This is a genomic window from Streptomyces racemochromogenes, from assembly GCF_039535215.1.
In the GTDB taxonomy this organism is placed as follows: Bacteria; Actinomycetota; Actinomycetes; order Streptomycetales; family Streptomycetaceae; genus Streptomyces; species Streptomyces racemochromogenes.
The window spans coordinates 6,136,327-6,157,926 of sequence record NZ_BAAAWT010000001.1; the positions used below are offsets into that span (position 1 = coordinate 6,136,327).

Genomic DNA, 21,600 nt, shown 5'->3' on the forward strand with positions numbered 1-21,600 from the left:
CGGCTCGGTGTCCAGGGACTGCAGCGCGAGGATCTGGCTCATGGTGTTCTCCTCTTGTCGTCGGGGTCGGTCCGGTCGGTGACCGCGTACCCGGGCGCGGAGCGGCTCGCCGCCGTGCCCGGGAGTTCAGGGGGGCGCCCCGCCGGATCCCGCCCGGCGGGCGCCAGGAGCGGGCCGGCCAGCAGGCGCCGCAAGGCCACGAGGACACCGGCCCCGCCGCTGGACAGGTCGGCGGTGAAGCGCTGGGAGCCCGCGCCGAGAAAGCGGACGCCGCGCCGGTACGGGACGGCGTACTTCAGCAGGCCGGTCGCGGCGCGCACGGCGTCCCCGCGCGCGGTGTCCGTGCCGGTGAGCTCGGCGTGCCCGGCCAGGAACCAGGCCAGTCCGGCCAGCCCCCGGTACAGGCCCGCCTCCTTCGTGGCGCAGGAGACCCGGATGCCGGCGACCAGCCCCGGCAGCGCCGCCGCGCAGCGCTCGTCTGGCGCGGTGGCCACGTAGCGGGTGAGCACCGCCGCGATCCCGGCCGCGCCCGTGGCCAGGTACGGCATGGCGCGGGTGTGCCGCGCGTCGTCGGAGACGGACAGGGCGCCGTCGTCCAGCGGGAAGGTCCGCTCCAGCTCCTGGTGGAGCAGCAGGCGGCCCGCCTCCAGGAAGCGGGCCTCGCCGGTCTCACGGGCCAGGCGGTGGAGGAAGAGGGCGAGGCCCGAGCGGCCGTGCAGCAGGCCCCGGGCGTCGTGCTCGCCGAGGACGGCCGGCAGGTCGGGGGTGCGCAACAGGGCCGTCCCCGCGGCGGCGGCCCGCTCCAGGTGGCCGCCGTCGCCGGTCAGCCGGTGCAGGGCCAGCCAGCCCAGGCCGACCCCGGCCCGCCCGCCGGCCAGGGTGCCGCAGGCGGCGGTCAGCGGATGGCGGTCGGCGTCCCGGAGCAGGTCGATGGCCTCGTCCGCCCAGCCCAGGCCCGCCAGCACCGGGGCGATGCCGGCCGAGCCGACGAGGAGGCCGGGGGGCAGCGCGTCGCGCAGCGCCAGCGCGTCGCGGCGCAGCCGTTCGCCGATCTCCCGCGGCACCTCGGCCCCGGCGTACCGCAGGGCGTGCACCACCCCGGCCGTGCCGTAGGCCAGGCACACGTTGTTGGTGCGGAACGCCTCGGGCGAGGGCGGGAAGGCCCAGTCCGGCCGGCCGGCGTCGGCCGTCTCCAGCAGCCCCGCCGCGACCTGCTCGGCCAGCCGGGTGAGGCAGCCCCGCGGATCGGCGTCCACCTCGGCCGGGGAGGGCGGCCGGCCGGGACCGTCCTGGGCCCGGTCCCGCGCCGGCTCCTGCGGCGGGTGGAAGGCGGTCGCCCGCCGCCACAGGTCCCGCGGCGGAGCCGCGTCCGCCAGGTCGCGGCGCAGCAGCTCCAGGTTGGCGGGCGCGTGTCCGGCGGTCTCGTTGAACGGCGCCAGGAGCGCCAGCGCGACCGCCGCCGTGCCGTACCGGTCCCCCAGCAGCGGATCGGACTCGCCGCGGACCAGGCCGGGTGGCGGAGTGAACCCCGGGGTGCCCATCGGCGAGGGCGGCTCGGACAGCGCCGAGGCCGCCTCGAAGTCCACCAGCCGGACCCCGCCCGACGCGGTGACCAGGACGTTGCCCAGGCTGAGGTCGCCGAAGCGGTAGCCGGCGCGGTGCAGCCGCTCCAGCGCGCCCTCCAGCCCGTCCAGCAGGCGCCGGCACTCCTCGTAGTAGGCGGCGACGGACCCGGCCGTGCGGTCGGCGCGGGCCAGCGGGGAGGACCGGCTCAGCCAGGCCACCAGCGGCTGCCCCGCCACGTACTCGGTGACGAGGAAGTCGTGCTCCCACTCCGTGAAGTGCTCCAGCGGCTCCGGGCCCACCCCGGGGGCGGCCGCGTGCAGGGCGCTCAGCACGCGGTACTCGTGCCGCAGCCGGGCTTGCGCGTCGGTCCCGTCGAAGACCAGGCCGTTGTGGGCGCGGGCCTCTTTCACGAAGACGGTACGGCCGGTGCGCCGGTCCCGGGCCGTGTAGGCGCCGCCGGCGTTGCCCAGGCGCACCGCGCCGGTCACCTCGTAGTCGCGGATCAGGATCGGGCCCGCGTGCGGCCGCTCCTCCTCCTCGACGAAGGGGTCCGTGATCCCCGCGGGCAGGTGGAAGGCGGGCAGCCGCAGGTCCGCCACCTCGCGGCCGGAGCCGTCACGGACCAGCCCCTCCCGGGTGCCGTCGGCCCGCAGCCGGCTGCGGGCGCCGAAGGAGCCGTAGCGGTAGTGGACCGTCCGCGAGTCGCGAAAGCGCCGGTCGGTGAGGACGTACGGCCCCTCCTCCCCGTCGAGCGCGTCGCGCAGCCGCTCCAGCAGCCGGCGGGCGGTCGGCGTGTCCGGCGGGTAGACGGCGCAGAACTTGCCCGACTGGGCCCGCCCGGCGTGCTTGTGATGGAGGAACAGGAAGAAGAGCCGGGCGCTGAGGTGCTTGAACGGCACGCCTTCGCGGAAGCAGACACCGGCGACCGTGTCGAGCACGTGCTGCGCGCGGTCCAGCCGCGCCGACACGTGGATCTTCCAGCCCTGTCCGGCGAGCCCGGTCCCGGGGACGCCCCAGACGGTCCAGATGCCCTGGTCGGATCCGTGCAGGCCCGGCGGCACCTCCGCGGGGGCGTAACGCGGCCCGGGGTCGGCCACGCGGGTCAGCGGCAGGTAGTACTCCCGGTCCGCGAGCGCTTCGCCGAAGCCTTCGAGCACGGGGTCTCCTCGCGGGGGTGGTCGGGGGCGGCCGGGGCGGCCGTACCGGACGCTAGGAGCGGCGGGTATGGAAACGGTTCGGCGGCGGCATGCGACCGGTATCGGACGGGGAAGCCCCGGCGCGGCACGGGGCGCTCGCGTCCCGCCGGAGCCCTGCTCGAGGCGGGGTGGAAAACATGGGGGACCCGCCCCCATGTGGCGGGGGCACCCCGCGTACCAGGATCGTGCGTGCCGCGGAGCAGTGCGGCGGGGCGGGGCCGAGGAGGGGCGATGGTGGCTGGGCAGGGGCGGTACGGGGGCTCGCTGTCGGCGGTCGGGCGGTGGTGGGAGGCCGGGCTCGTCGGCGGTGGAGGCGGTGAAGGGCGGCCGGACTGGGCCGCGTTCGCCGAAGGGGCGACGGCCCGCGCACCCCGGGAGGCCGTGGCGCCCGAGGGGGACCACCCGGGGCTGAGCGGCTTCGAGTGGGTGCTGCGGCCGTTCACCGCCCGCGCGGGGGAGCGGCTGGAGCGGCGCCTGCCGGGGCGGGTGCGGGGGCTCGTGGACGTGGCCGCCGTACGCCGGGATCTGGAACGGCACCTCGGCGGCAGGCTGGCCCGGGCCGCGGCGCGCACGCTCGTGCTGGAGCTGTACGAGGCCCGGAGCGCCGGGCGCCTGGTGGGGGACGACACACGGGCCCGGTTCCGGGACTTCCTGGGGCGCACCGCGTCCCGCCGCGGTCTCACGGCCCTGCTCGCCGGGCGGCCGGTGCTGGCGCGGATCCTGGGGCGGGCCGCGCTCGACGCGGCGGACGCCGTCGCGGAGGCGCTGGAACGGCTGGCCGACGACCACGGGTCCCTGACCACCGGCCTGCTGGCGCGGTCCGGCGGGGACCCGGGACCGCTCGTCGGCATCGAGCCGGGCGCGGGCGACGGGCACCGGGGCGGGCGGAGCGTGATGCTGCTGCGCTTCGCCGACGGGACCCGGCTGGTGTACAAGCCGCGGCCGCTGTCCGTGCACCGCCACTTCAACGACCTCGTCGCCTGGTTCAACCAGCTGCCCGGCTCCGTGGACCTGCGTACGCTGCGGCTGCTGGACCGGGGCGACTACGGATGGGTGGAGTTCGTCGCCGCGCGGCCCTGCGCCTGCGCCCGCGAGGTCGAGGCGTTCTACCGCCGCCAGGGCGCCCTGCTGGCACTGCTGCACCTGGTCGACGGGACCGACCTGCACCACGAGAACCTGATCGCCGTCGGCGCCCACCCCGTCCTGGTCGACGTGGAGACCCTCTTCCACCCGCCGCTCGCGGGCACCGCCACGCAGGACCCCGCCGCCCGCGCGCTCCACGACTCCGTCTACCGCGTCGGGCTGCTGCCCCAACTGCTGGTGGGCGACCACAGCGCCCTGGACGTGTCCGCGGTCGGCGGCGGCCGCGCGGCGGTGTCGCCCGTCGTCCGGGCGGACTGGGCCGACGCGGGCACCGACCGGATGCGCCTGGTGCGCAGGGCCGGGAGGTTCGGCGAGTCCGCCAACCGGCCGCGCCTCGCCGACGGCGCCCCCGTCGAGCCGGCGGCCCACGTCGAGGAGCTCTGCGCCGGATTCCGCGCCGGGTACACGGCGGTCGCCGCGGCCAGGGAGGAACTGCTGCACGGGACGGCCCTGTTGAAGGCGTTCGCGGAGGACGAGGTGCGGGTCCTGGTACGGCCCACCTGGGTGTACAGCACCATGCTCGACGAGTCCACGCACCCGGCCCTGCTGAAGGACGCGGACGAGCGGCAGCGGGTCCTGGAGACCCTGCGGACCGACGCGCTCGGCAGGGTCCTCGCGCCCGGTCTGGTGGACGAGGAGATCGCCCAGCTCTGGGCGGGGGACGTCCCGCTGTTCACCGCCCGCCCGGGCGGCGACGGGCTGCGGGGCGCGCCCGAGGGGCCGTCGGGCGGCCGCACCGACCGGTCCGGGACCGCCCGGGTGGCCGCGCGGCTCGCCGCCCTGGACACCGTCGACCGGCAGGACCAGGAGTGGGTCGTACGGGCCGCGATGGCGACGGCCTCCCGCGCGCCCGCGCACCGGCCCGCCCGGGACCGGCGCACCCGTACGGCGGAACGCGCCCCGGAGCCGGAGCGCCTGCTGTCGGCGGCCCGGTCCGTCGGGGACCGGCTGGTCTCCCTCGCCTACCGCGCGGGCCCGCGCAGCAACTGGATCGGCCTGGAGCTGCTGGACGACCGCTACTGGCGGATCGGCCCGATGCCGGCCGACCTGGCCGGCGGCTACACCGGGCCGGCCCTGTTCCTGGCGCAGCTGGCGGCGCTCACCGGGGCCGGGCACTACGCGGAGGCGGCCCGGACCGCCCTGGCGCCGGTGCCCGGGCTGCTCGGGGCCCTGCGCGCCCGGCCCGATGACCTCGGCGCGGTGGGCTCGGGGGCGTTCTCCGGCCTCGGCGGCATCGCCTACGCGCTGGCCGAGACGGGCCGGCTGCTGGACGACCCCGAGATCGGCTCGTGGGCGTCCGCCGCGCTGCGGCTGGCGGGCGCGGCGGCCCGGTCCGAGGAGGAGTACGGGGTGGGCGCGGGGGTCGCGGGCGGGCTCGTCGCGCTGCTGGCCGCGCACCGGGCCGCCGGCGGTGCCGGTGACGCGGCGCAGGAGGTCTGGCGGGACGCGCGGGCCTGCGCGGACCGGCTGACCGGGGCGACGCCCACGGCCGGGGGGCCGGGCTTCACGACGGGGGCCGCCGGGCTCGGGTGGGCCCTGCTGCGGTTCGCCGGGGCCGGGGCCGACGCCGACCCGGGGGGCGAGGCCGGCGGGCGGTACCGGGTGGCGGGGCTGTCCGCGCTGCGGGCGGCCGTGGCCGGGGCCGGGGACCCGGAGCCGGGCGCGGGCCCGGGGGCGGGGGGCGGCGGGGCCGGGGACCCCGCCTGGTGCAGGGGGCGCGCCGGCATCGCGCTCGCGGTGCTGGACGCGCCGGGCGCCCTGGACGACCCGTACCTCGCGGCCTGGGCCCGCAGGACCGTCGAAGCGCTGGGCCGGGACAGTCCGGCCGCCGACGACAGCCTCTGCCACGGCGAGGCCGGACTGTGCGAACTCCTCGGCCACGGAGCGGTCCCGCAGGCGCGCCCGCACTGGATCCGCCGGGCCGGAGCGCTGCTGGGCTCCGTCGAGGAGACCGGTGCCCGCAGCGGCGCCCCCGACCGGGTGGCGCACCCCGGCCTGCTGACCGGGCTGGCGGGGATCGGGCACGGACTCCTGCGGGCGGGGTTCCCGGACCGCGTGCCCTCCCTGCTCCTCCTGCACACGTCCGGCCCGGCCTGACCCCCGCCGGACACCACGACCGCACCACCGCACGGCCGCACCACGCGGCACACCGCACCACGCGGCACACCGCACCACCGCACGGACCGGCACGACCACCACTCCCGCGGACCCGAAGGACGGACGATGACCATGCAGATCAACGACTCGGTGAGGTACGTCGACGGCAGCGCCGGCACCGAGACCGCGGCCCACGAGAACCCGGTCGGCGAGGTCGTGTTCGGGACGGGCGGGATGCTGGGACTGCGCAGCCGGCTGCTCCGGTCGGCGGACTCCGACGCCGCCGCCTTCTCGGTCGACGTGCCCTGGACCACGGGCTCCCTCACGCTGTTCTGACGGGACGGCGGGCACGCCGCCCCGGCGGCGTGCCCGGGCCGAGGACGGGCCCGGGACGTTATGTGCCCGGGACGAGGACGTGACCGGATGGCGGAGGCCGGGGTTCCCCGGCCCTTTGCCGTGCCCGAACAAGGTCAAGTAGCCTGCGCCCATGCGAGCGACGTCGTCGGTCATCGTGGGGCGGGACGCCGAGATACGGGTGCTGGACGAGGCCCTGGAGAGCGTCGGGAGAGGTGCCGGCCGGGCCGTGTTCCTCGTCGGCGAGGCGGGGATCGGCAAGTCGCGGCTGGCGGGCGAGTCCGCCCTGCGCGCGTACGACCGGGACATGCCGGTGCTGCGCGGCCGCGCCACCTCCACCGGGCTCGTCGTACCGTTCCGGCCGCTGGCCGAGGCGCTGTCCTCGCGGTTCCGGGCGGCCGGCGCACCCGACGATCCCGAACTCCAGCCCTACCGGCCCGCGCTGGCCGGCCTCGTACCGGAGTGGCGGTCCGCCGCGGCGGCGCCCGGATACGCGATATCGCTGGTCGAACTGGCCGAGGCACTGCTCAGGCTGCTGGCGGTGCTCGGCCGCGAGCGGGGCTGCGTGATCCTCCTGGAGGACCTGCACGACTCCGACACCGAGACGATCGCGGTCGTCGAATACCTCGTCGACAACGTGGCGGAGCTGCCCGTCCTCCTGGTCGCCACCCTGCGCCCCGACCCCGGCCCGGCGCTGGACCTCGCCCTCGCCGCCGAGCTGCGCAACACCGTCGCCCTGCGCGAGCTGGGGCCGCTGGACGGGGCCGCCGTACGGGACATGGCGGCCGCGTGCCTGGACGCCGCGCCGGGTGAAGTGCCCCCGGCCGCGCACCGGCACCTCGCGCAGTGGGCCGGCGGGAACCCGTACCTGGTGGAGGTACTGCTGGCCGACCTGCTGGACACGGGACGGCTCAGCCGGGACGGCGACGGATGGCGGTTCGCGGAGCAGGGCGGGGCGACGGTGCCGGCGGGCGCGGTCCGCAGCTGGGCGCGCCGGCTGGACCGGCTGGACGAACCGGTGCGCGAACTGCTGCTCGTCGCGGCGACGCTGGGCGGCCGGTTCTCCGTCGGAGCCCTCCGGGCGGTGACCGGGCTCGACGACCGGGCCCTGTTCGCCCACCTCCGGTCGGCCTCCGAGGTCGGGATCATCGCCCCGGACGGGGCCGCCCACGACCACTACGCCTTCCGCCACGCTCTGACGGCGGACGCGCTCAGGGCCTCGCTGCCGCCCGCCGAGCAGGCCGCGCTGGCCCGCCGGGCGGCCTCGGCCATCGAGGACTCCGTCGACGGACTCGGCGGGGACCAGCGGCAGTTGATCGCCACTCTGCGACTGGCGGCGGGTGACAGGGAGGCCGCTTCCCGGCAGTTCGCCCAGGTGGGCCGGCAGATGCTGGACGCCGGCGCGTCGGGCTCGGCCGCCGTGCTGCTGGAGCGCGCCCGGGGACTCGCGTCCGACGGGGAGCGGCACGAGGTCACGGTGCAGCTGGCCATCGCCCAGGCCGAGTCCGGGCGGCTCGACGAGGCGGCCGCACTGCTCGACGACCTCCCGCCCGTGCCCGCCGGGTCGCTCGCCGCGGAGTTACGGGCCCAGGCGCACACGCAGGTCGCGTGGGTCGCGACCATGGCGGAGCAGAAGGAGGAGGCGCGCCGCCGGATCCGGGCGGCCCGCGCCCTGCTCGGAGCCGACCCCCGCCCGGAGCAGGAGGCGGCGCTCGCGGTGGTCGAGGGACACCTCGCGCTGCTGCCGCAGCGGGACGGCCCGGGCGGCAAGGACGGCCGCGAGCGACTCGAAGAGGCGGAACGTTCCGCCCGTCGTGCCGCGCTCACCGCGGAGCAGCGCGGCCGGCCCGTGGTGGCCTGCCAGGCGTGGCAGCTGCTGGCCATGCTGTCCCGGGAGCGCGGCTTCGACGAGGCCGACGCCTGCCTGGAACGGATGCTGGCCGTCGCCGAGGAGCACCGGCTCGCCGTGTACCGGGCCGAGGCACTCGTACGGCTCGGCACCAACGCGTTCATGCGGACCGGGGAGGCGACCCGCCTGGAGACCGCCCGCACGGCGGCCCGGGAACTCGGCTCGCTGGCCCTGCTCCAGGCGGTCGACGGGTTCCTCGCCATGCAGGGCGTGCTCGGCGGCCGCTGGGACCGGGCCCGGGAGATCACCGAACGGTCGGTTCAGGCCAGCGCCCGCCTCCAGAACCTCTCGACGCACCGCTACCTGCTCCTCGTCGACGCCACGCTCGCCGCCCACCAGGGACGCGCCCGGGACCAGGACAGGGCCCTGCTCCGGTTCCGCCGGGCGGGCGGCGAGGACTCCATGCTCGTGCCCCTCCAGCGCGGACTGTGCCAGGCCGTCGGCGCGCTCATGGGGGAGGACCGGGGCCGGGCGAAGGCCGAGATCGAGGCAGCGCTCGCCTGGGAGCGGGAGCACCCGAGCTTCTTCTACCTCAGCGGCCGCTACGGGCTCGGCCCCCTGCTGCGGGTCCTCGACGGCGAGGACACCGGCCGCGAGGCGCACCGGGAGGCGCTGGCCTCCCCGGGCGGCCAGCTCGCCTGGAACCGGATGTTCCTCGACCTGGCGGACGCGGTCCTGCGCGGCCGCGACGGCGACCCCGAGGGCGCGCGGCGCGCCGTGGAACGGGCCGGCCGCGCGGCGGCCGTGTTCCCGCAGGCCTGGCACCTCGCCCTGCGGCTCACCGCCGAGGCGGCGCTCGCCGACTCCTGGGGCGAACCGGTCGCCTGGCTGCGGACCGCCGAGGAGTACTTCCACGACGCGGGCGTACCGCCGGTGGCCGGAGCCTGCCGGGCCCTCATGCGGCAGGCGGGGGTCAGCGTCCCGCAACGCCGCGGCGGCCGCGAGCGGATCCCCGCGGGCCTGCGCACCGCGGGCGTCACCCCGCGCGAGTACGAGGTGTTCGTCCTGCTCGCCGAACGCCCCGGCAACCAGCAGATCGCCCAGAACCTGTGCATCTCGCCCCGCACGGTGGAGAAGCACATGGCGAGCCTGATGGCCAAGACCGGCTCCCCCGACCGCTCGGCCCTGTGCGCCCTGTCCGCGGAGTCCGCGGACGCCCCCTAACCACGGCCCGGCCCCCGCCGGTGCGGCCGCTGCCGGGATGGGGGCCGCCGCCGGCTATATGGGGGTCCGGTCCCCCATGACGGAGGTACGGCCCGCACGACTGTGCGGGCCCGGCACCGATGTGTGACGGGCGCGGCCCCCGGATCATCGGACGGACCGACCGACTCCCGTCACCCACGGAGGTTCGCCCGATGCCGCGTCCGTCCGCGCAGCCCCCAGCGCCGTCCGGCACGCTGAGGTTCTCCGTCCTCGGCCCGCTCACGGTCCACCGGGACGACCGGGCGCTGCCGCTCGGCCCGTTGAAGCAGCGGGTCGTCCTGGCCACCCTGCTCGGCGCGGCCAACAGCCCGGTGTCCGTCGACGCGCTGACCGACGCGGTCTGGCAGGAGGAGCCCCCGCGCACCGCCCGCAAGAACCTCCAGGTGTACGTGAGCGCCCTGCGCGCCCTGCTCGGAGACGACGGCCCCGACCGGCCGCGGCTCACCCACACGGGAGCGGGGTACGTGCTGCGCGTGGCCGAGGACGAGCTCGACCTCCTGCGGTTCCGCGCCCTCGTGCGGTCCGCCGAGGGGCAGCGGGGCCGCCCCGCCGCCCGGCTGCTGCGCCAGGCACTCGACCTGTGGCAGGGGCCCCCGCTGGGCGACGACCTGCGGCAGTCACCCCGGCTCGCCGAGGAGGCCGAACGGCTGGAACTGCACCGCCTGACGGCCTACGAGGGCTGGTCCGAGGCGGAACTCGAACTGGGCGGCGCACCCGCGGTGGCCGAGGAGCTGCGCGAACTCGTGGAGCGGCACCCGCTCCGGGAACGGCTCCGCTCCGCCTGGATGTGCGCGCTCAGCGGCTCCGGCCGGCAGGCCGAGGCGCTCGCCGCGTACGACGACTACCGCCAGCTCCTCGCCCGGGAACTGGGCCTGGAGCCGGGCGGCGCCATGGCGGCCCGCTACCGCGCGATCCTCGCCGGCGACGACCGGACCGGGACCGGCGCGGCCCCCCGTCCGCGGCCCGTCCGCCCAACCGTCTCCCTGCCGCCGGACCTCGCCGACTTCACCGGGCACGGCGAGGAACTGCGCGGGCTCACCGGATTCCTGGAGGACGAGGGCGCCGGCCGCGTCGCCCTGCTCTCGGGACCCGCCGGCGCCGGGAAGACCACCCTCGCCGTGCGGGCCGCCCACCTCCTCGCAGACCGGTTCCCCGACGGCCGGATCTGCGTCGGCCTGCGGGACGCGGAGGGCCGCACCCGCCCGCCGTCCGCCGTCCTCGCGGAACTCGGTGAACGCACCGGCCGGCCGGGCCCGTCCGGGCCCGAGGCGTGGCGCGAATGGCTGGCGGCGCACCGCGTGCTGGTGGTCCTGGACGACGTCCCCGACGAACGCGCCGTACGGCCGCTGCTCCCGTGCGGCGGGCGGGGCAGGGTGCTGCTCACCGCGCGCGGCCAGCTGGGCGGACTGGCACCCGTCCACCGGATCCCCGTCCCGCCGCTCGGCACCGCCGAGTCGGTGCAGCTGCTCGCGGGGCTCGTCGGCCAGGGCCGGGTACGGGCCGACCGGGAGGCCGCCCTGCGCATCGTGCGGGCCTGCGGCGGGTCGCCGCTCGCGGTCCGGGTGAGCGGGATGCGGCTCGCGGTCCTGCGCCACCTGCCGCTGCGGGAGTTCGCGGACCGGCTCACCGACCCCGCCGGGGCGCTCGACGAACTGACCTCCGGGGACGTGTCCGTCCGGCGGTGGCTGGCCCACGGCTGGGCGGCGCTGCCGCGGGAGTGGGGCCGGGACGCGGAACGGCTCGCCGCCGGCACCGGGGAGGGACCCTTCGGCCTGACCGAGGCGGCCGAGGCCCTCGGCTGCGACGAGCGGCACGCCGTACGGGTGGTGGAGGCGCTCATCGACGCCGGCATGGTGACCTCGCCCTGCGGGGAGGTCACCGCGCACGCGGCCCAGTACGAACTGCCGCACCTGATACGCATGTACGCGCGCGGCTCCGGCCTCGGCACCCCCGCGCTGACCTAGGCCGTGTCCCGACCGGGGCGCCCCGGGGCCGGCAGGCCCGCCTGCCGGGCCAGGAAGGCCAGGCACTCGGCCTGCAGGGCCACCGCGCGGGACGCGGACCGGTCGCCGTGTCCGACGCCGCGCTCCAGCCGAAGCAGCACCGGACCGGTGCCCGAGGTGGCGTGCTGGAGCGCGGCGCACATCTTGCGGGCGTGCAGCGGATCGGTCCGGGTGTCCCCGTCCGCGGCGACCAGCAGCACCGCGGGGTAGGCCGTCCCGGGCGTGACCCGGTGGTAGGGGGAGTAGCCGAACAGCACCGGCAGCAGGGCGGGGTCGTCCGCGCTGCCGTACTCGGGCGTCCAGCTGGGCCCGAGGCCGGACCGTTCGTAGCGGACCATGTCCAGCAGGGGGGCCGCGCACACCACGCCGGCGTACTTCCCCGGCTCCCGGGTGAGGGCGGCGCCCACCAGCAGCCCGCCGTTGGAGCCGCCCATGACGGTGAGCCGGCCCGGCCCGGTCCAGCCCTGCGCGATCAGGTGGTCGCCCGCCGCGGCGAAGTCCTCGAAGGTGTTCGGCTTGTTCTTCCCGCTGCCCGCCAGGTGCCAGGCCTCGCCCTCCTCGCCGCCGCCGCGCAGGCCCGCCCAGGCGAACACCCCGCCCGCCCTGACCCAGGCGAGGACCTGGGCGCGGTACCGGGGCGACATGGTCTTGCCGAAGCCGCCGTAGCCGGTGAGCAGGGCGGGGCGCGGCACGTCGGGGCGGCCGGTCGGGGAGATCACGAACATCCGCACCGTCGTGCCGTCGCGCGACGGGAAGGACACCTGGCGGGTGACCGCGCCCCCGGCGCCCGGGGCGTCCGGGGCGCCGCGCTCCCAGCGCGTCACCCGGCCCGTGCGGGCGTCGAAGCGCAGCACCCGTGGCGGTGTGACGAAGTCGGTGTAGGCGAAGTAGGCCTCGTGCCCGCCGGGCGGCCCCGCGCGGAAGTCGCCGACCGCGCCGGCCCCGGGCAGCGGGACCACACCGACCTGCCGGCCCTCGACCAGGTCGTGCACGGTCACCTCGGCCACCGTGTTCCGCGTCCAGGCGGCCAGGCCGAGCGGATGCTCCAGCTCCGGACCGGAGAGCACGGTGAGGTGGGTCAGCACCGCGTCGGGCCGTTCGGGGACCACCTCGCGCCAGGCGCCGGGGCCCAGGTGCAGCTCGGCGGGCCGGCACGAGACGACGCGTCCGCGGGCGGCGTCGCGGTCGGTCCGCAGCCACACCGGGTCCCGGGGACCGGTGCCGGGCACCGCGTAGAGGCGGGTGGCGGCGTCCATGCCCTCCTGGACGGCCCGCAGCCGCGGGCGCTCGGGCGGCCCCGCCCACAGGTCGGCCAGGTGGAGGTCGGTGCCGCGGCCGGTGCCGAGCGTGGCCGTGACGGCCAGCCAGCGGCCGTCGGCGGTGACGCGGACACTGTAGAACTGGGTCTTGTCCCGCCCCTTCCCGAAGACCACGGCGTCCGTCGCGGGGTCGGTGCCGACCCGGTGCAGGCACACCCGCCGGTGGTAGCGCCCCTCGCCGGGGTGCAGCCGCGGGTCGAGGTTCCTGACGTAGTAGAACGCCCCGCCGCCGGGCAGCCAGCCGATCGAGGACCTGCGCACCCGGTCCACCGGCCCGTCGACGACCTTCCCCGTCGCCACGTCCAGCACCCGCAGCAGCGAGTCCTCCGTACCGTTGCGGGACACCTGGTAGGCCAGCAGGTCGCCCTCCACGGAGGGCTCCCAGGCATCGAGCACGGTGCGTCCGGACGGGTCGAGGCCGACGGGGTCGAGCAGCACCCGCTGCGCCCCGGCCTCCGCCACCATCAGCACGGGATGCTCCCGTCCGGCGTCCTGCCGCAGCCAGAACACCCTGTCCCCGCGGACCTCGGGCGAGCGGACGCGGTCCACGGCGTCGATCGCCGCCACCTCGGCCCGCCATCGCTCCAGGTCCGCCCAGGACGCCCGTTCCGCCTCGTAGAGCGCGTCCTGCTCCGCGACCCAGCGCAGCGTGTCCGGGGCCTCGGCGTCCTCCAGCGCCCGGTACGGGTCGGGGACGCGCACGCCGTGCAGCTCCTCGACGGCGTCCTGCCGTTCGGCGTACGGATAGCGGCGGGGCTCCGGTGTCACTCGCTGCTCCCTCATCTGGGTTCGGGCCGGGATACGGGGTGCGGCGCGGGCGGGCCCTTCGGGACGTCTGGCCCGGCGGTCCGCCCGGCGGCGTCCTCCGTACGGGGCAGGGCGGCCATCGCGTAGAAGCCGGCCAGGAGGACGATCAGCCCCGACGCGGCGATGACCGTGTCGACGGGGCCGAACCGGAGCCCGCCGAGCGAGCCGTGCGCGTCCCGCAGGACGGATCCGGCGAGCCAGCCGGACAGGGTCGCGGAGAGCATCGAAGCCAGCCGGGTCACCGGGTAGAACACGGCCATCACGCGGCCCCGGTAGTCCGGGGGCGCCGCCGCCAGCAGCAGCGGCGACATCGCGGTGTTCAGCACGGTGAGCGGAACGGTGAACACGAACAGCAGGGCGGTGCCGCCGGTGAAGGAGGTCTGCCGGGAGTAGGCGACCAGCAGCACACCGCTGACCAGCAGGGCGGTCCAGGTGGTCCGGCGGGCCCCGAGCCACCGCACCACCCGGCCCCCGGCCAGCGCCCCCGCGATGCCGCCCGCGCCCATGGCCATGCCGAGGTATCCGTAGAGGCGGGCGTCCGCGTGGAGGTTGTCGGTGGCGAAGAAGACGTTGAGGGTGCCCAGCGCCCCGATCCCGAACTGCCCTATGACGGAGAGCAGGAGCAGCGCCACCAGGAAGCCGCTGCCCGCGAAGAACCGCAGGCCGTCCGCGAACTCCCGCCGCAGCGAAGCCCGTTGCCGTCCGGCGGGCCGCCGCGGGCCGCCCGGTCCGGCGGGGTTCGTGCCGGTGCCGGGGAGGCGGATGGAGCGGATGGCGGCGTAGGACACCGCGTACGTCAGGCCGTTGAAGAGCAGGGCCCACTGCAGTCCGGCGCCGAACAGCAGCGGTGCGGCGAGCGGCGGCCCGACGATCCAGGCCGTCTCGCCCGTGGCCTGCCCGATGCCGGCCGCCCGGGCGCGGTCGGCGTCCCCGGTCACCAGGTCGGCGAGGACGGCGAAGCGCGCCGGGGAGAAGAACTGGCCGGCCGTGTGCAGCAGGAGGACGGTCGCGTAGACCACGGCGAGCCAGACGCCGGCCGGGAGGGCGTCGGCCGGCAGGAAGGCGACGGCCGTCAGCACGGCGACCAGCGCGCCGCGGAGCACCTCGGAGCGCAGCATCGTGGCGCGCTTGTCCCAGCGGTCGACGAACACGCCCGCGAGCGGGCCGATGACCAGCACGGCGACGCTCGACGCCATCACGATGCCGCTGACCGCGAGCGGCGCCCACGGCTCGTCCTTCGCCAGCACGGTGGCCACCCACAGCACCAGCGTCGTGCTGAAGACGGCGTCCCCGACGGAGGACACGGCCTGGCCGATCCACAGCCGGGTGTAGTCGCGGTTGATCAGGGTCAGCCGCGGGGTCACGACGGCCTCGGCGACGAGACGACCAGCGCCATCAGGGCGGTGACCAGGGTCGTGTGGTAGGCCTTCCGGAAGAACGCGTGGCCCGGCGCGGCCGGCCGGGCCGCGAGCTCGGCCGACCGGCCGGGAAGGGCCCCGTCGGGCCGCTGGGCCCGCACCAGGCGGGCGACGGCCGCGGCTCCCGAGGGCGAGTCCAGCGGGTCGGTCCCCAGGATGAACCGGGTGAGGACCAGTTCCGCGGCCAGGTCCCACAGGTCGTGCCCGACGCAGTGGAGCAGCAGCCGGTCGACCAGGTCCAGGGCGTGCGCCGGTGCGTCCCCGGTCAGCCCGGGGGAGGTGCGGCCGAAGTCGCCCACGTAGAAGGCGGTGTGCGTCACCGCGTACGCCTGCGGGACGGTGAGCGGAGCCCCGCCCCCGCCCCCGTCCCCGGCGGGGCGGAGCGCGAGGAGCGGGCTGTGCGGCAGGAGTTCGGCGTACGGCTCGACGGTGTGGGGGACCCCGGCCTTGTCCGCGTAGTGGCGGACTTCGATGCGCTGGTAGGGGGTCCTGCCCCGCGGCGAGAGGAACCCGGGGCCGACCCCGGCGAGCGCCTCCCGGACCCGCGTGCCGTCGATCCCGTCCGGGGCGAGTGCGGCGCAGGCCAGCCCGTACGCGGACGCGTACCCGGGGACGGCGGCGAACAGCGGCGGCAGGGCCGGGTCCTGCCAGAGCCGGCGGACCAGGGCGGTGGCCGCGTCCAGTCCGTCCGCGGGGCGGCCCAGGCGGGCCGCGCAGTGGCACAGCAGCGCCAGCTCCAGCGCCGCCTTCGCCCTGCCCTGGGGCGCCGCGGACCGGGCGCCCGCGGAGAACGGGTCGAAGTGGTGCAGGTTCGCGGCCAGCCAGCCGAGCGCGCGCGAGGACAGCCGCTCCAGGGGGGAGGCCATGGCTACAGGCGCCCCGTCTCGTGCAGGTAGTCGAGCAGGGCCGTGTCGACGGAGTCGCGGAACCGCGCGAGGGTCCGCGCGTCCTCGTCGTAGCGGTAGAGGTCCTGGCAGGCGATCCAGCGGTCGCGGGTCCGCTCGGCCGGCTGGTAGCCGTCGGCGACCGTGCCGACCTCCCAGTCGGGCTTGCCCGCGGTCTCCCAGCAGCTGGCCAGGGTGCCGTCCGCGCTCACCACGGCGCCGTAGCGGCCGTCCGTGTGGCCGCAGGTGACGCAGGTCTTGCGGGCGCCGGGGCGGCTCACGGTGAAGCCGAGGTCGAGTGCCCGGCGCTGCCACCGGCCGAAGGCGGCCGGGAGTTCGCCCGTGTGCAGCAGGCTGTTGGCGTAGCCGACCCCCACGTCGCCGATCCGGGCGAAGTACAGCGTGCACCGGGCGGGGTCGAGGGCGCCGGCCAGCCGGTCGATCAGGGCGTCCACGCCGTGGAAGGTCTCCTGGGAGACGTTCACCCGCAGCGTCCACTGGAGCGCGGTGGCCTCGCAGGCCCCGGCGATGTTGCCGACGATCCTGTCGAAGGTGGCGCCGCCGTCCGCCCGGCCGACCCGGATGCGGTCGTGGTCGGCGCGGTCGCCGTCGAAGGTGACCTGGACGGAGGTCAGCCCCAGGTCCGCGAGCCGGCGGGCCAGGTGTGGGGTGAGGAGCGTGGCGTTGGAGATCATCCAGGCCGAGGTGGGCGCGATGTCCGCGGCGCGCTCCAGCAGTTCGAGACAGCCGCGCGGGTTGAGCAGGGGCTCCCCGCCGAAGAGCAGGATCCTGAGCTTCTCCAGGCCGGCGGCGGCCATCTGCCGCTCGGTGAAGCCGAGGATCTGGGTGATGGTGTCCGAGGTGAGGCGGCTGCGGCCGATCCGGGGCGGCCGGCTGCCGCCCGCCTGGTCCTGGGCGGTGTTCTGGAAGCAGTACCCGCAGCCCAGGTTGCAGTGGGTGCTGGTGAGGACGGTCAGCGCGTAGGAGCTGATCCGGCCGGGGGCGAACATGCCGCTCTCGTGAAGCCGCCGTTCCGCGTCGGGGAGCAGGGCCCCTTCGGGGGTGACGTGCCGGTCACGGAGCCGGGCCACCCCGCCCGGGCCCAGGAACCACCAGTTCCGCTCGCTCTTCAGGAGGCGGGCGCCGGAGGGGAGCGGCTCGGGGGCCGGGGCCTGCGGGCCGGAGCCGGGTGCCCGGCCGATGTTCACGGGCAGGCCGACGTTCACCGCTTGGTCGATGCTCACAGGTTCTCCCGTACGGCCGTTGCCGCTGTCAGGGCGGGTTCGCCGGTCCGGCCGCCGGTGACGACGAGCGTCATCAGCGCCACGACGAGGGTCACTTTGTAGGACTTGCGGAAGTACTCCACGGGCGTGGCGTCCGCCGGGGCCCGCTCGGCGGCACAGCGTCCTGGAACCGCCCCGTCCGGGGCCTGTGCGGCGTGCAGCATCCGCAGGCCGGCCGCGCCGGAGGGGGTGCGCAGCGGGTCCGCGCCCAGGCAGTACTGGGCGAGCAGCAGCTTCGCCGTGACGTCCCAGTCGCCGAGCCCCACGCAGTGGTCCGTCAGCCGTTCCACCACGCGCAGCGCCCGCTCCCGCTCGTCCTCGGGAAGCGGCAGGCCGCGCAGGCCGAAGTCCCCGAGGTAGCAGAGGGTGTGCGCGACCTGGCAGCCGTCCAGGTCCGCCACGGGCAGCGTGGCGGCGCGGGGGAGCGGACTCGCCGCGTACAGCTCCTCGTACGGGGCGAACCGGTGCGGGACGCCCGCGAGATCGGCGTAGAACCGGGCCTCCAGGTGCAGGAACGGCGGCTTGCGTCCCGGCGTCAGGTAGCTCCCGGCCGCCAGCCGGTCCAGTACGGCACGGGGCGCTCCGGTGGCGGCGCCGGCCGGGTCGAGCGCGCCGTACATCAGCTCGAACTGCCGGGCGTGCCGGCCTTCGAGGGTGAGGAGCCGGGGGAAGTCCGGGTCCCGCCAAGCCCGTTCGACCACCCCGGTCACCCCGGGCAGCAGGGGGTCCGCGGGCGCGCACCGCTCCCAGGAGCGGCGGAGCATCGCGAGCTGCAGGAGGGCCTTCACGCGCGGCACCACCGGCAGTTCGGCACGGGCGGCCGGGGAGTCGAGGTAGGGCGCGTGCCGCGCCGTCCAGCGCCGCGCGCCCGCCGACAGGCCGGCCAGGGCCTCATCCAGGCCCGCTGATCGCGTACTCATGCTTCTCCTTCGTGGGAACGGACGGCCCGGCCGGGGGAGCCGCGGACACCCCGGCCGGGGGAGCCGGGGACGCCCCGGCCACCCGCTCGACGACGTCGGCCGCGCGCGCCGCGCCGTCCATCGCGGCCAGCCGGCCGCCGAGCACGCGGGCGCGGGCCCGCAGGCCGTCGTCCCGCCACGCGGACTCCAGCAGGGCCTGAGCCGGAACGGCCGGGCTCTTGGGGAAGTGCGCGGCCACACCGGCCCGCACGCAGGCGCCCGTCAGCAGGGGCTGCTCGGAGCCGTTGGGCGCGAGGGCGAGGGGGAGTCCGCGAAGGAGCGCGGCCAGCACGGGCGCGGAGGTGCCGCTGCTCAGCACGAGGCCGGCGCGGTCGACGAGCGGTCCCAGCCACCGTTCGCGGACCAGCAGGACGTCCGCGTCCGGGGCGGGCCGCGGGTCGGTCGAGCGGCCCTGCTCGACCACGGCCTGGAACCGGCCGCCGGTGAAGGCCTCGTTGAGCCGCGGCCACAGGCTGCCGCCCTCGAAGGAACGGCCGAGATGGACGTACACGACGGGCTTGCCCGACCGCGACAGGTGCTCCCCGATCGCCTCGGTCCGCGCCGGGTCGGGCGTCGGCTCCCAGGACAGCGGCCCCACGTGCCGGACCCGCTCGGGCAGCAGCCCGCCCGGATACTCCAGCTCCGGGTCCCCCCGCAGCAGCAACGCGTCGCCGAGCAGCGGTTCGTCCGCCCACCGCGGCGCACGCCCCGCCAGACCGGTCTCCTCCCGCAGGTCGGAGTGGATCCGCAGGCAGTCCCGCGTCCGGCTCTGCCGGGTCCGGCCCAGGTGCGGTTCGTCGTCGCCGCCGGCCGCGTAGTCCCACAGGTGCACCGACAGCCCGATCACCACCACCGGGACGTCCAGCGTCTCGGCGGCGAGCAGGGCGCCGTTGCAGAGCACGGAGGTGACCAGCAGGTCGGCCCCCGTCTCCCGGGCCGCGCGCACGGTCGCCCGGTACTGCGCCGCGCCGCCCGGCCCCCACCAGGTGGCGGAGAACGCCCGGTGGCCGCCGTACTCCTCCGCCGCGGCGAACGGCAGTCCGGCACCGGCCGCGGCGGCCGCCGCGGTGGACCGGCCCAGCACGCTGACGTCGTGGCCCCGGCGCCGGAGCTCCAGGCCGGCCGCGACCGCGGGGTAGAGGTAGCCGCCGTCACTGAGCGGACAGAGAAGGATCTTCATGGTCGTGCCGCTCCCAGCGGTTCCGGTGCCAGAGTGGCCGCGGGCCCCCGGCCCCGGCGACAACTGCCGGGAGCCGGGGGGCCCGCGCGGTGCTCACACGCGGTGACGGATCGTCACATCTCGTGGCTGTGGTTGACGATGCAGCCGGCCTCGGCCTCTTCGTCCTCGCTGTGGGCGACGACCTCGATGTCCTCGTTCTCGGTCTCCGGGTTCGTGTTCTCGGGCATGTCCGTCTCCTTCGGTTGTCGGCGTCGTCCCGCCGGCTGAGAAGAAACGTACGGACGCCCGGTACGGGAACGCCTGGCCGCCGGTTCGGCACCGGTATGCACCGAGCACACGGGCGCGCGACGCCCCCGGACCGCCGCCGTACGCTCCGCCACGCCCCGGCGCCGACCGCCGCGACCTGCGGACCAACCGGTCACCAGGCGTTCGTGAACCGGAAATCCGGCGCGCACGGCCACGATCCGGGACACCACCCGCGCGCGGCACGAGCGTGCGGCACGCGCACCGAGGAGGAGACGTGGAGCTGGCGGAACTCATCGGCCTGCGGCCGGTGCCCTGCGGCGGCCTGCTGGTGGCGCTCACCCGGCGCTGCCCGATGAGCTGCGCGCACTGCTCCACCGACTCCTCCATGGCCGCCACCGAGCAGCCCGACCCGGCCCACCTGCTGCGCTTCATCGGCTCGTTCGGCCCGCAGGACCGCCCCGAGGTGGTCATGCTGACCGGCGGCGAACCGCTGCTGCTGCCGGAACTCGCCGCCCGCCTGGCCGGCCTCGCCCGCGCCGCGGGCTCCCGCACGGCACTGCTCAGCGGGATGTTCTTCGCCCGCGGCGGCCGCGTCCCCGACCGGATCATGCGGGCGATCACCTCCCTCGACCACTTCTCGGCGAGCCTGGACGTCCACCACGAGCGCGAGGTCCCGCGCGCGGACGTGCTGCGCGCCCTGCGGGCCGTCCTCGACGCCGGGATCCCCGCCAGCATCCACCTCACCGGCACCGGCCCCGACGACCCCTACCTGGCGGACGTCGTCGCCGACGTCCGCCGCGCCTTCGCCGGCCGGGTGCCCCTCCTCGTCAACGAGGTCCGCCCGCTCGGCCGGGCCACCGGCCTCGCCCCCGCCGCCCCCGCCGGACCGGACGGCTCCACCGCGGCGCCGTGCACCCTCGCGGCCTGGCCGGTGGTCGCCTTCGACGGGACCGTGACCGCCTGCTGCAACCAGTGGACGGTGGACCGCCGCCCCGTCCCCGCGCACCTGCGGCTCGGGCACATCGCCGAAGACGACTGGCCGGCCGTCCGGGAACGCTCCCTCGGCTCCCCGGTCCTGCGGATGCTGCGTGCCGTCGGCCCCCGGCGGCTGCACGCCCGCCACGGGACGGCGCCCGCCCCGGCCGGCTACTGCCGCAGCTGCCACGCGCTCGCCGACCGCCCCGAGGTCCTCGCGGGCGCGGCCCGCGACGGCGGGGGCCGGGTCGGCGAACTCCTCGACCGGCTCGCCGAGCAGCAGCAGCGCGCCGCCGGACCCGCCGCCCTGGTGCGGCGCATGGGCTGCGCCCGCTGGGCGCACCTGGTCGAGCCGCCGCCCGTACCGCCCGCGGCGCGGGAGAGCCGGCGATGACCGCCACCGCGTCCCTCGCGCTCAGGACCAAGCTCATGCCCACCACCACCGCCCTGCGGGCCGCGACCGCGCTCCTGTGGCGGCCGGACGGGCTGCGGCAGCGCTACCCCCGCTACCTGGCGGCCATGCACCCGCTCGTACGGGCCTCCGTGCCGCTGCTGGAGCGCGCCGCCGAACGGTGCGCCGAGCTCGACGGCCCGGCCGCCCGCACCCTCGCGGCGTACTGCCTGCGCCACGCCGGGGAGGAGCGCGACCACGACGCCTGGCTGCTCGACGACCTCGCCGCCGCCGGTGCCCGGCCGGCCGCCGTACCCCACCCCGTCGCCGTCGAACTCGCCGGAGCGCAGTACTACCGGATCGAGCACGAGCACCCCGTCACGCTGCTCGGCTACGTCGCGGTCCTGGAGGGCAACGCCCCCGGCCCCCGGCTCGCCGACCGCCTCGCCGAGGCCACCGGCCTCCCCGGCGCCGCCTTCCGCACCCTCAGGGAACACGCCGAGCTCGACGGCGGCCACCTTGACGACCTCCACCGGGTGCTGGACGCGCTCGCGCTCCCCCCGGACCTGCAGACCGCCGTCTCCGTCAGCGCGCTGCACACGGCGGACCTGCTGACCCGGCTCTTCCTCTCGCTCGCCGCAGACCCCGGAGGACACCCGTGACCGAG

General features: G+C 77.0%; 13 protein-coding genes. 6 read left to right on the forward strand and 7 right to left on the reverse strand.

Annotation, left to right across the window (positions count from 1 at the left end; genetic code table 11):
- Positions 1–38: 38 nt before the first annotated feature.
- Complete coding sequence (lanKC, locus tag ABD973_RS28240; protein ID WP_345502766.1) at positions 39–2,723, reverse strand: class III lanthionine synthetase LanKC; 2,685 nt, start codon at positions 2,721–2,723, stop codon at positions 39–41.
- A 270-nt stretch (positions 2,724–2,993) separates the two neighbouring features.
- Here lanKC and ABD973_RS28245 point away from each other — a divergent pair, with 270 nt between their 5' ends.
- From ABD973_RS28245 to ABD973_RS28260, 4 genes are all read left to right on the forward strand, one after another.
- Entirely contained in the window at positions 2,994–6,002 is a 3,009-nt protein-coding gene (locus tag ABD973_RS28245; RefSeq protein ID WP_345502768.1) for a type 2 lanthipeptide synthetase LanM family protein, read from the forward strand.
- Positions 6,003–6,128: 126 nt separating this feature from the next.
- On the forward strand, positions 6,129–6,338 hold the full coding sequence (locus ABD973_RS28250; RefSeq protein ID WP_125603309.1) for a hypothetical protein: 210 nt from the start codon (positions 6,129–6,131) through the stop codon (positions 6,336–6,338).
- 151 nt (positions 6,339–6,489) lie between these two features.
- Entirely contained in the window at positions 6,490–9,429 is a 2,940-nt protein-coding gene (locus ABD973_RS28255) for a helix-turn-helix transcriptional regulator (protein WP_345502770.1), read from the forward strand.
- A gap of 191 nt (positions 9,430–9,620) precedes the next feature.
- The gene (locus tag ABD973_RS28260; protein ID WP_345502772.1) at positions 9,621–11,432 is read left to right on the forward strand and encodes an AfsR/SARP family transcriptional regulator; all 1,812 of its coding nucleotides are present in this window, start codon (positions 9,621–9,623) and stop codon (positions 11,430–11,432) included.
- Here the strand turns inward: ABD973_RS28260 and ABD973_RS28265 are convergent.
- From ABD973_RS28265 to ABD973_RS28290, 6 genes are read right to left on the reverse strand one after another with little or no spacing between them, the layout of a single operon-like run.
- On the reverse strand, positions 11,429–13,558 hold the full coding sequence (locus ABD973_RS28265) for a prolyl oligopeptidase family serine peptidase (protein WP_345502774.1): 2,130 nt from the start codon (positions 13,556–13,558) through the stop codon (positions 11,429–11,431). The two genes, ABD973_RS28260 and ABD973_RS28265, sit on opposite strands and share 4 nt — an antisense overlap.
- An 11-nt stretch (positions 13,559–13,569) precedes the next feature.
- Complete coding sequence (locus ABD973_RS28270) at positions 13,570–14,961, reverse strand: MFS transporter (RefSeq protein ID WP_345502776.1); 1,392 nt, start codon at positions 14,959–14,961, stop codon at positions 13,570–13,572.
- On the reverse strand, positions 14,958–15,881 hold the full coding sequence (locus ABD973_RS28275; protein WP_345502778.1) for a DUF6895 family protein: 924 nt from the start codon (positions 15,879–15,881) through the stop codon (positions 14,958–14,960). Before ABD973_RS28275 ends, ABD973_RS28270 begins: the two co-directional genes overlap by 4 nt.
- 2 nt (positions 15,882–15,883) lie before the next feature.
- A complete protein-coding gene (locus ABD973_RS28280; RefSeq protein WP_386381981.1) occupies positions 15,884–17,143 on the reverse strand; it encodes a radical SAM protein in 1,260 nt (419 codons plus the stop codon).
- Positions 17,140–18,102 (reverse strand): DUF6895 family protein, encoded by a 963-nt coding sequence (locus ABD973_RS28285; RefSeq protein WP_125820336.1) that lies wholly within the window; start codon positions 18,100–18,102, stop codon positions 17,140–17,142. Before ABD973_RS28285 ends, ABD973_RS28280 begins: the two co-directional genes overlap by 4 nt.
- Complete coding sequence (locus tag ABD973_RS28290; RefSeq protein WP_345502781.1) at positions 18,074–19,321, reverse strand: glycosyltransferase; 1,248 nt, start codon at positions 19,319–19,321, stop codon at positions 18,074–18,076. The genes ABD973_RS28285 and ABD973_RS28290 overlap by 29 nt, the downstream gene beginning before the upstream one ends.
- Positions 19,322–19,841: 520 nt before the next feature.
- Here ABD973_RS28290 and ABD973_RS28295 point away from each other — a divergent pair.
- Together ABD973_RS28295 and ABD973_RS28300 are read left to right on the forward strand one after the other, a co-directional pair.
- Positions 19,842–20,936 (forward strand): radical SAM protein, encoded by a 1,095-nt coding sequence (locus ABD973_RS28295; protein WP_345502783.1) that lies wholly within the window; start codon positions 19,842–19,844, stop codon positions 20,934–20,936.
- Positions 20,933–21,595, forward strand: coding sequence for an iron-containing redox enzyme family protein (locus tag ABD973_RS28300; RefSeq protein ID WP_125820333.1), 663 nt, complete (start codon positions 20,933–20,935; stop codon positions 21,593–21,595). Before ABD973_RS28295 ends, ABD973_RS28300 begins: the two co-directional genes overlap by 4 nt.
- Positions 21,596–21,600: the final 5 nt, after the last annotated feature.

Coding starts and splice junctions, on each gene's coding strand:
- ABD973_RS28245 (WP_345502768.1), top strand. CDS start 2,994: ATGGTGGCTGGGCAGGGGCGGTACGGGGGCTCGCTGTCGGCGGTCGGG.
- ABD973_RS28250 (WP_125603309.1), top strand. CDS start 6,129: ATGACCATGCAGATCAACGACTCGGTGAGGTACGTCGACGGCAGCGCC.
- ABD973_RS28255 (WP_345502770.1), top strand. CDS start 6,490: ATGCGAGCGACGTCGTCGGTCATCGTGGGGCGGGACGCCGAGATACGG.
- ABD973_RS28260 (WP_345502772.1), top strand. CDS start 9,621: ATGCCGCGTCCGTCCGCGCAGCCCCCAGCGCCGTCCGGCACGCTGAGG.
- ABD973_RS28275 (WP_345502778.1), bottom strand. CDS start 15,881: ATGGCCTCCCCCCTGGAGCGGCTGTCCTCGCGCGCGCTCGGCTGGCTG.
- ABD973_RS28285 (WP_125820336.1), bottom strand. CDS start 18,102: ATGAGTACGCGATCAGCGGGCCTGGATGAGGCCCTGGCCGGCCTGTCG.
- ABD973_RS28290 (WP_345502781.1), bottom strand. CDS start 19,321: ATGAAGATCCTTCTCTGTCCGCTCAGTGACGGCGGCTACCTCTACCCC.
- ABD973_RS28300 (WP_125820333.1), top strand. CDS start 20,933: ATGACCGCCACCGCGTCCCTCGCGCTCAGGACCAAGCTCATGCCCACC.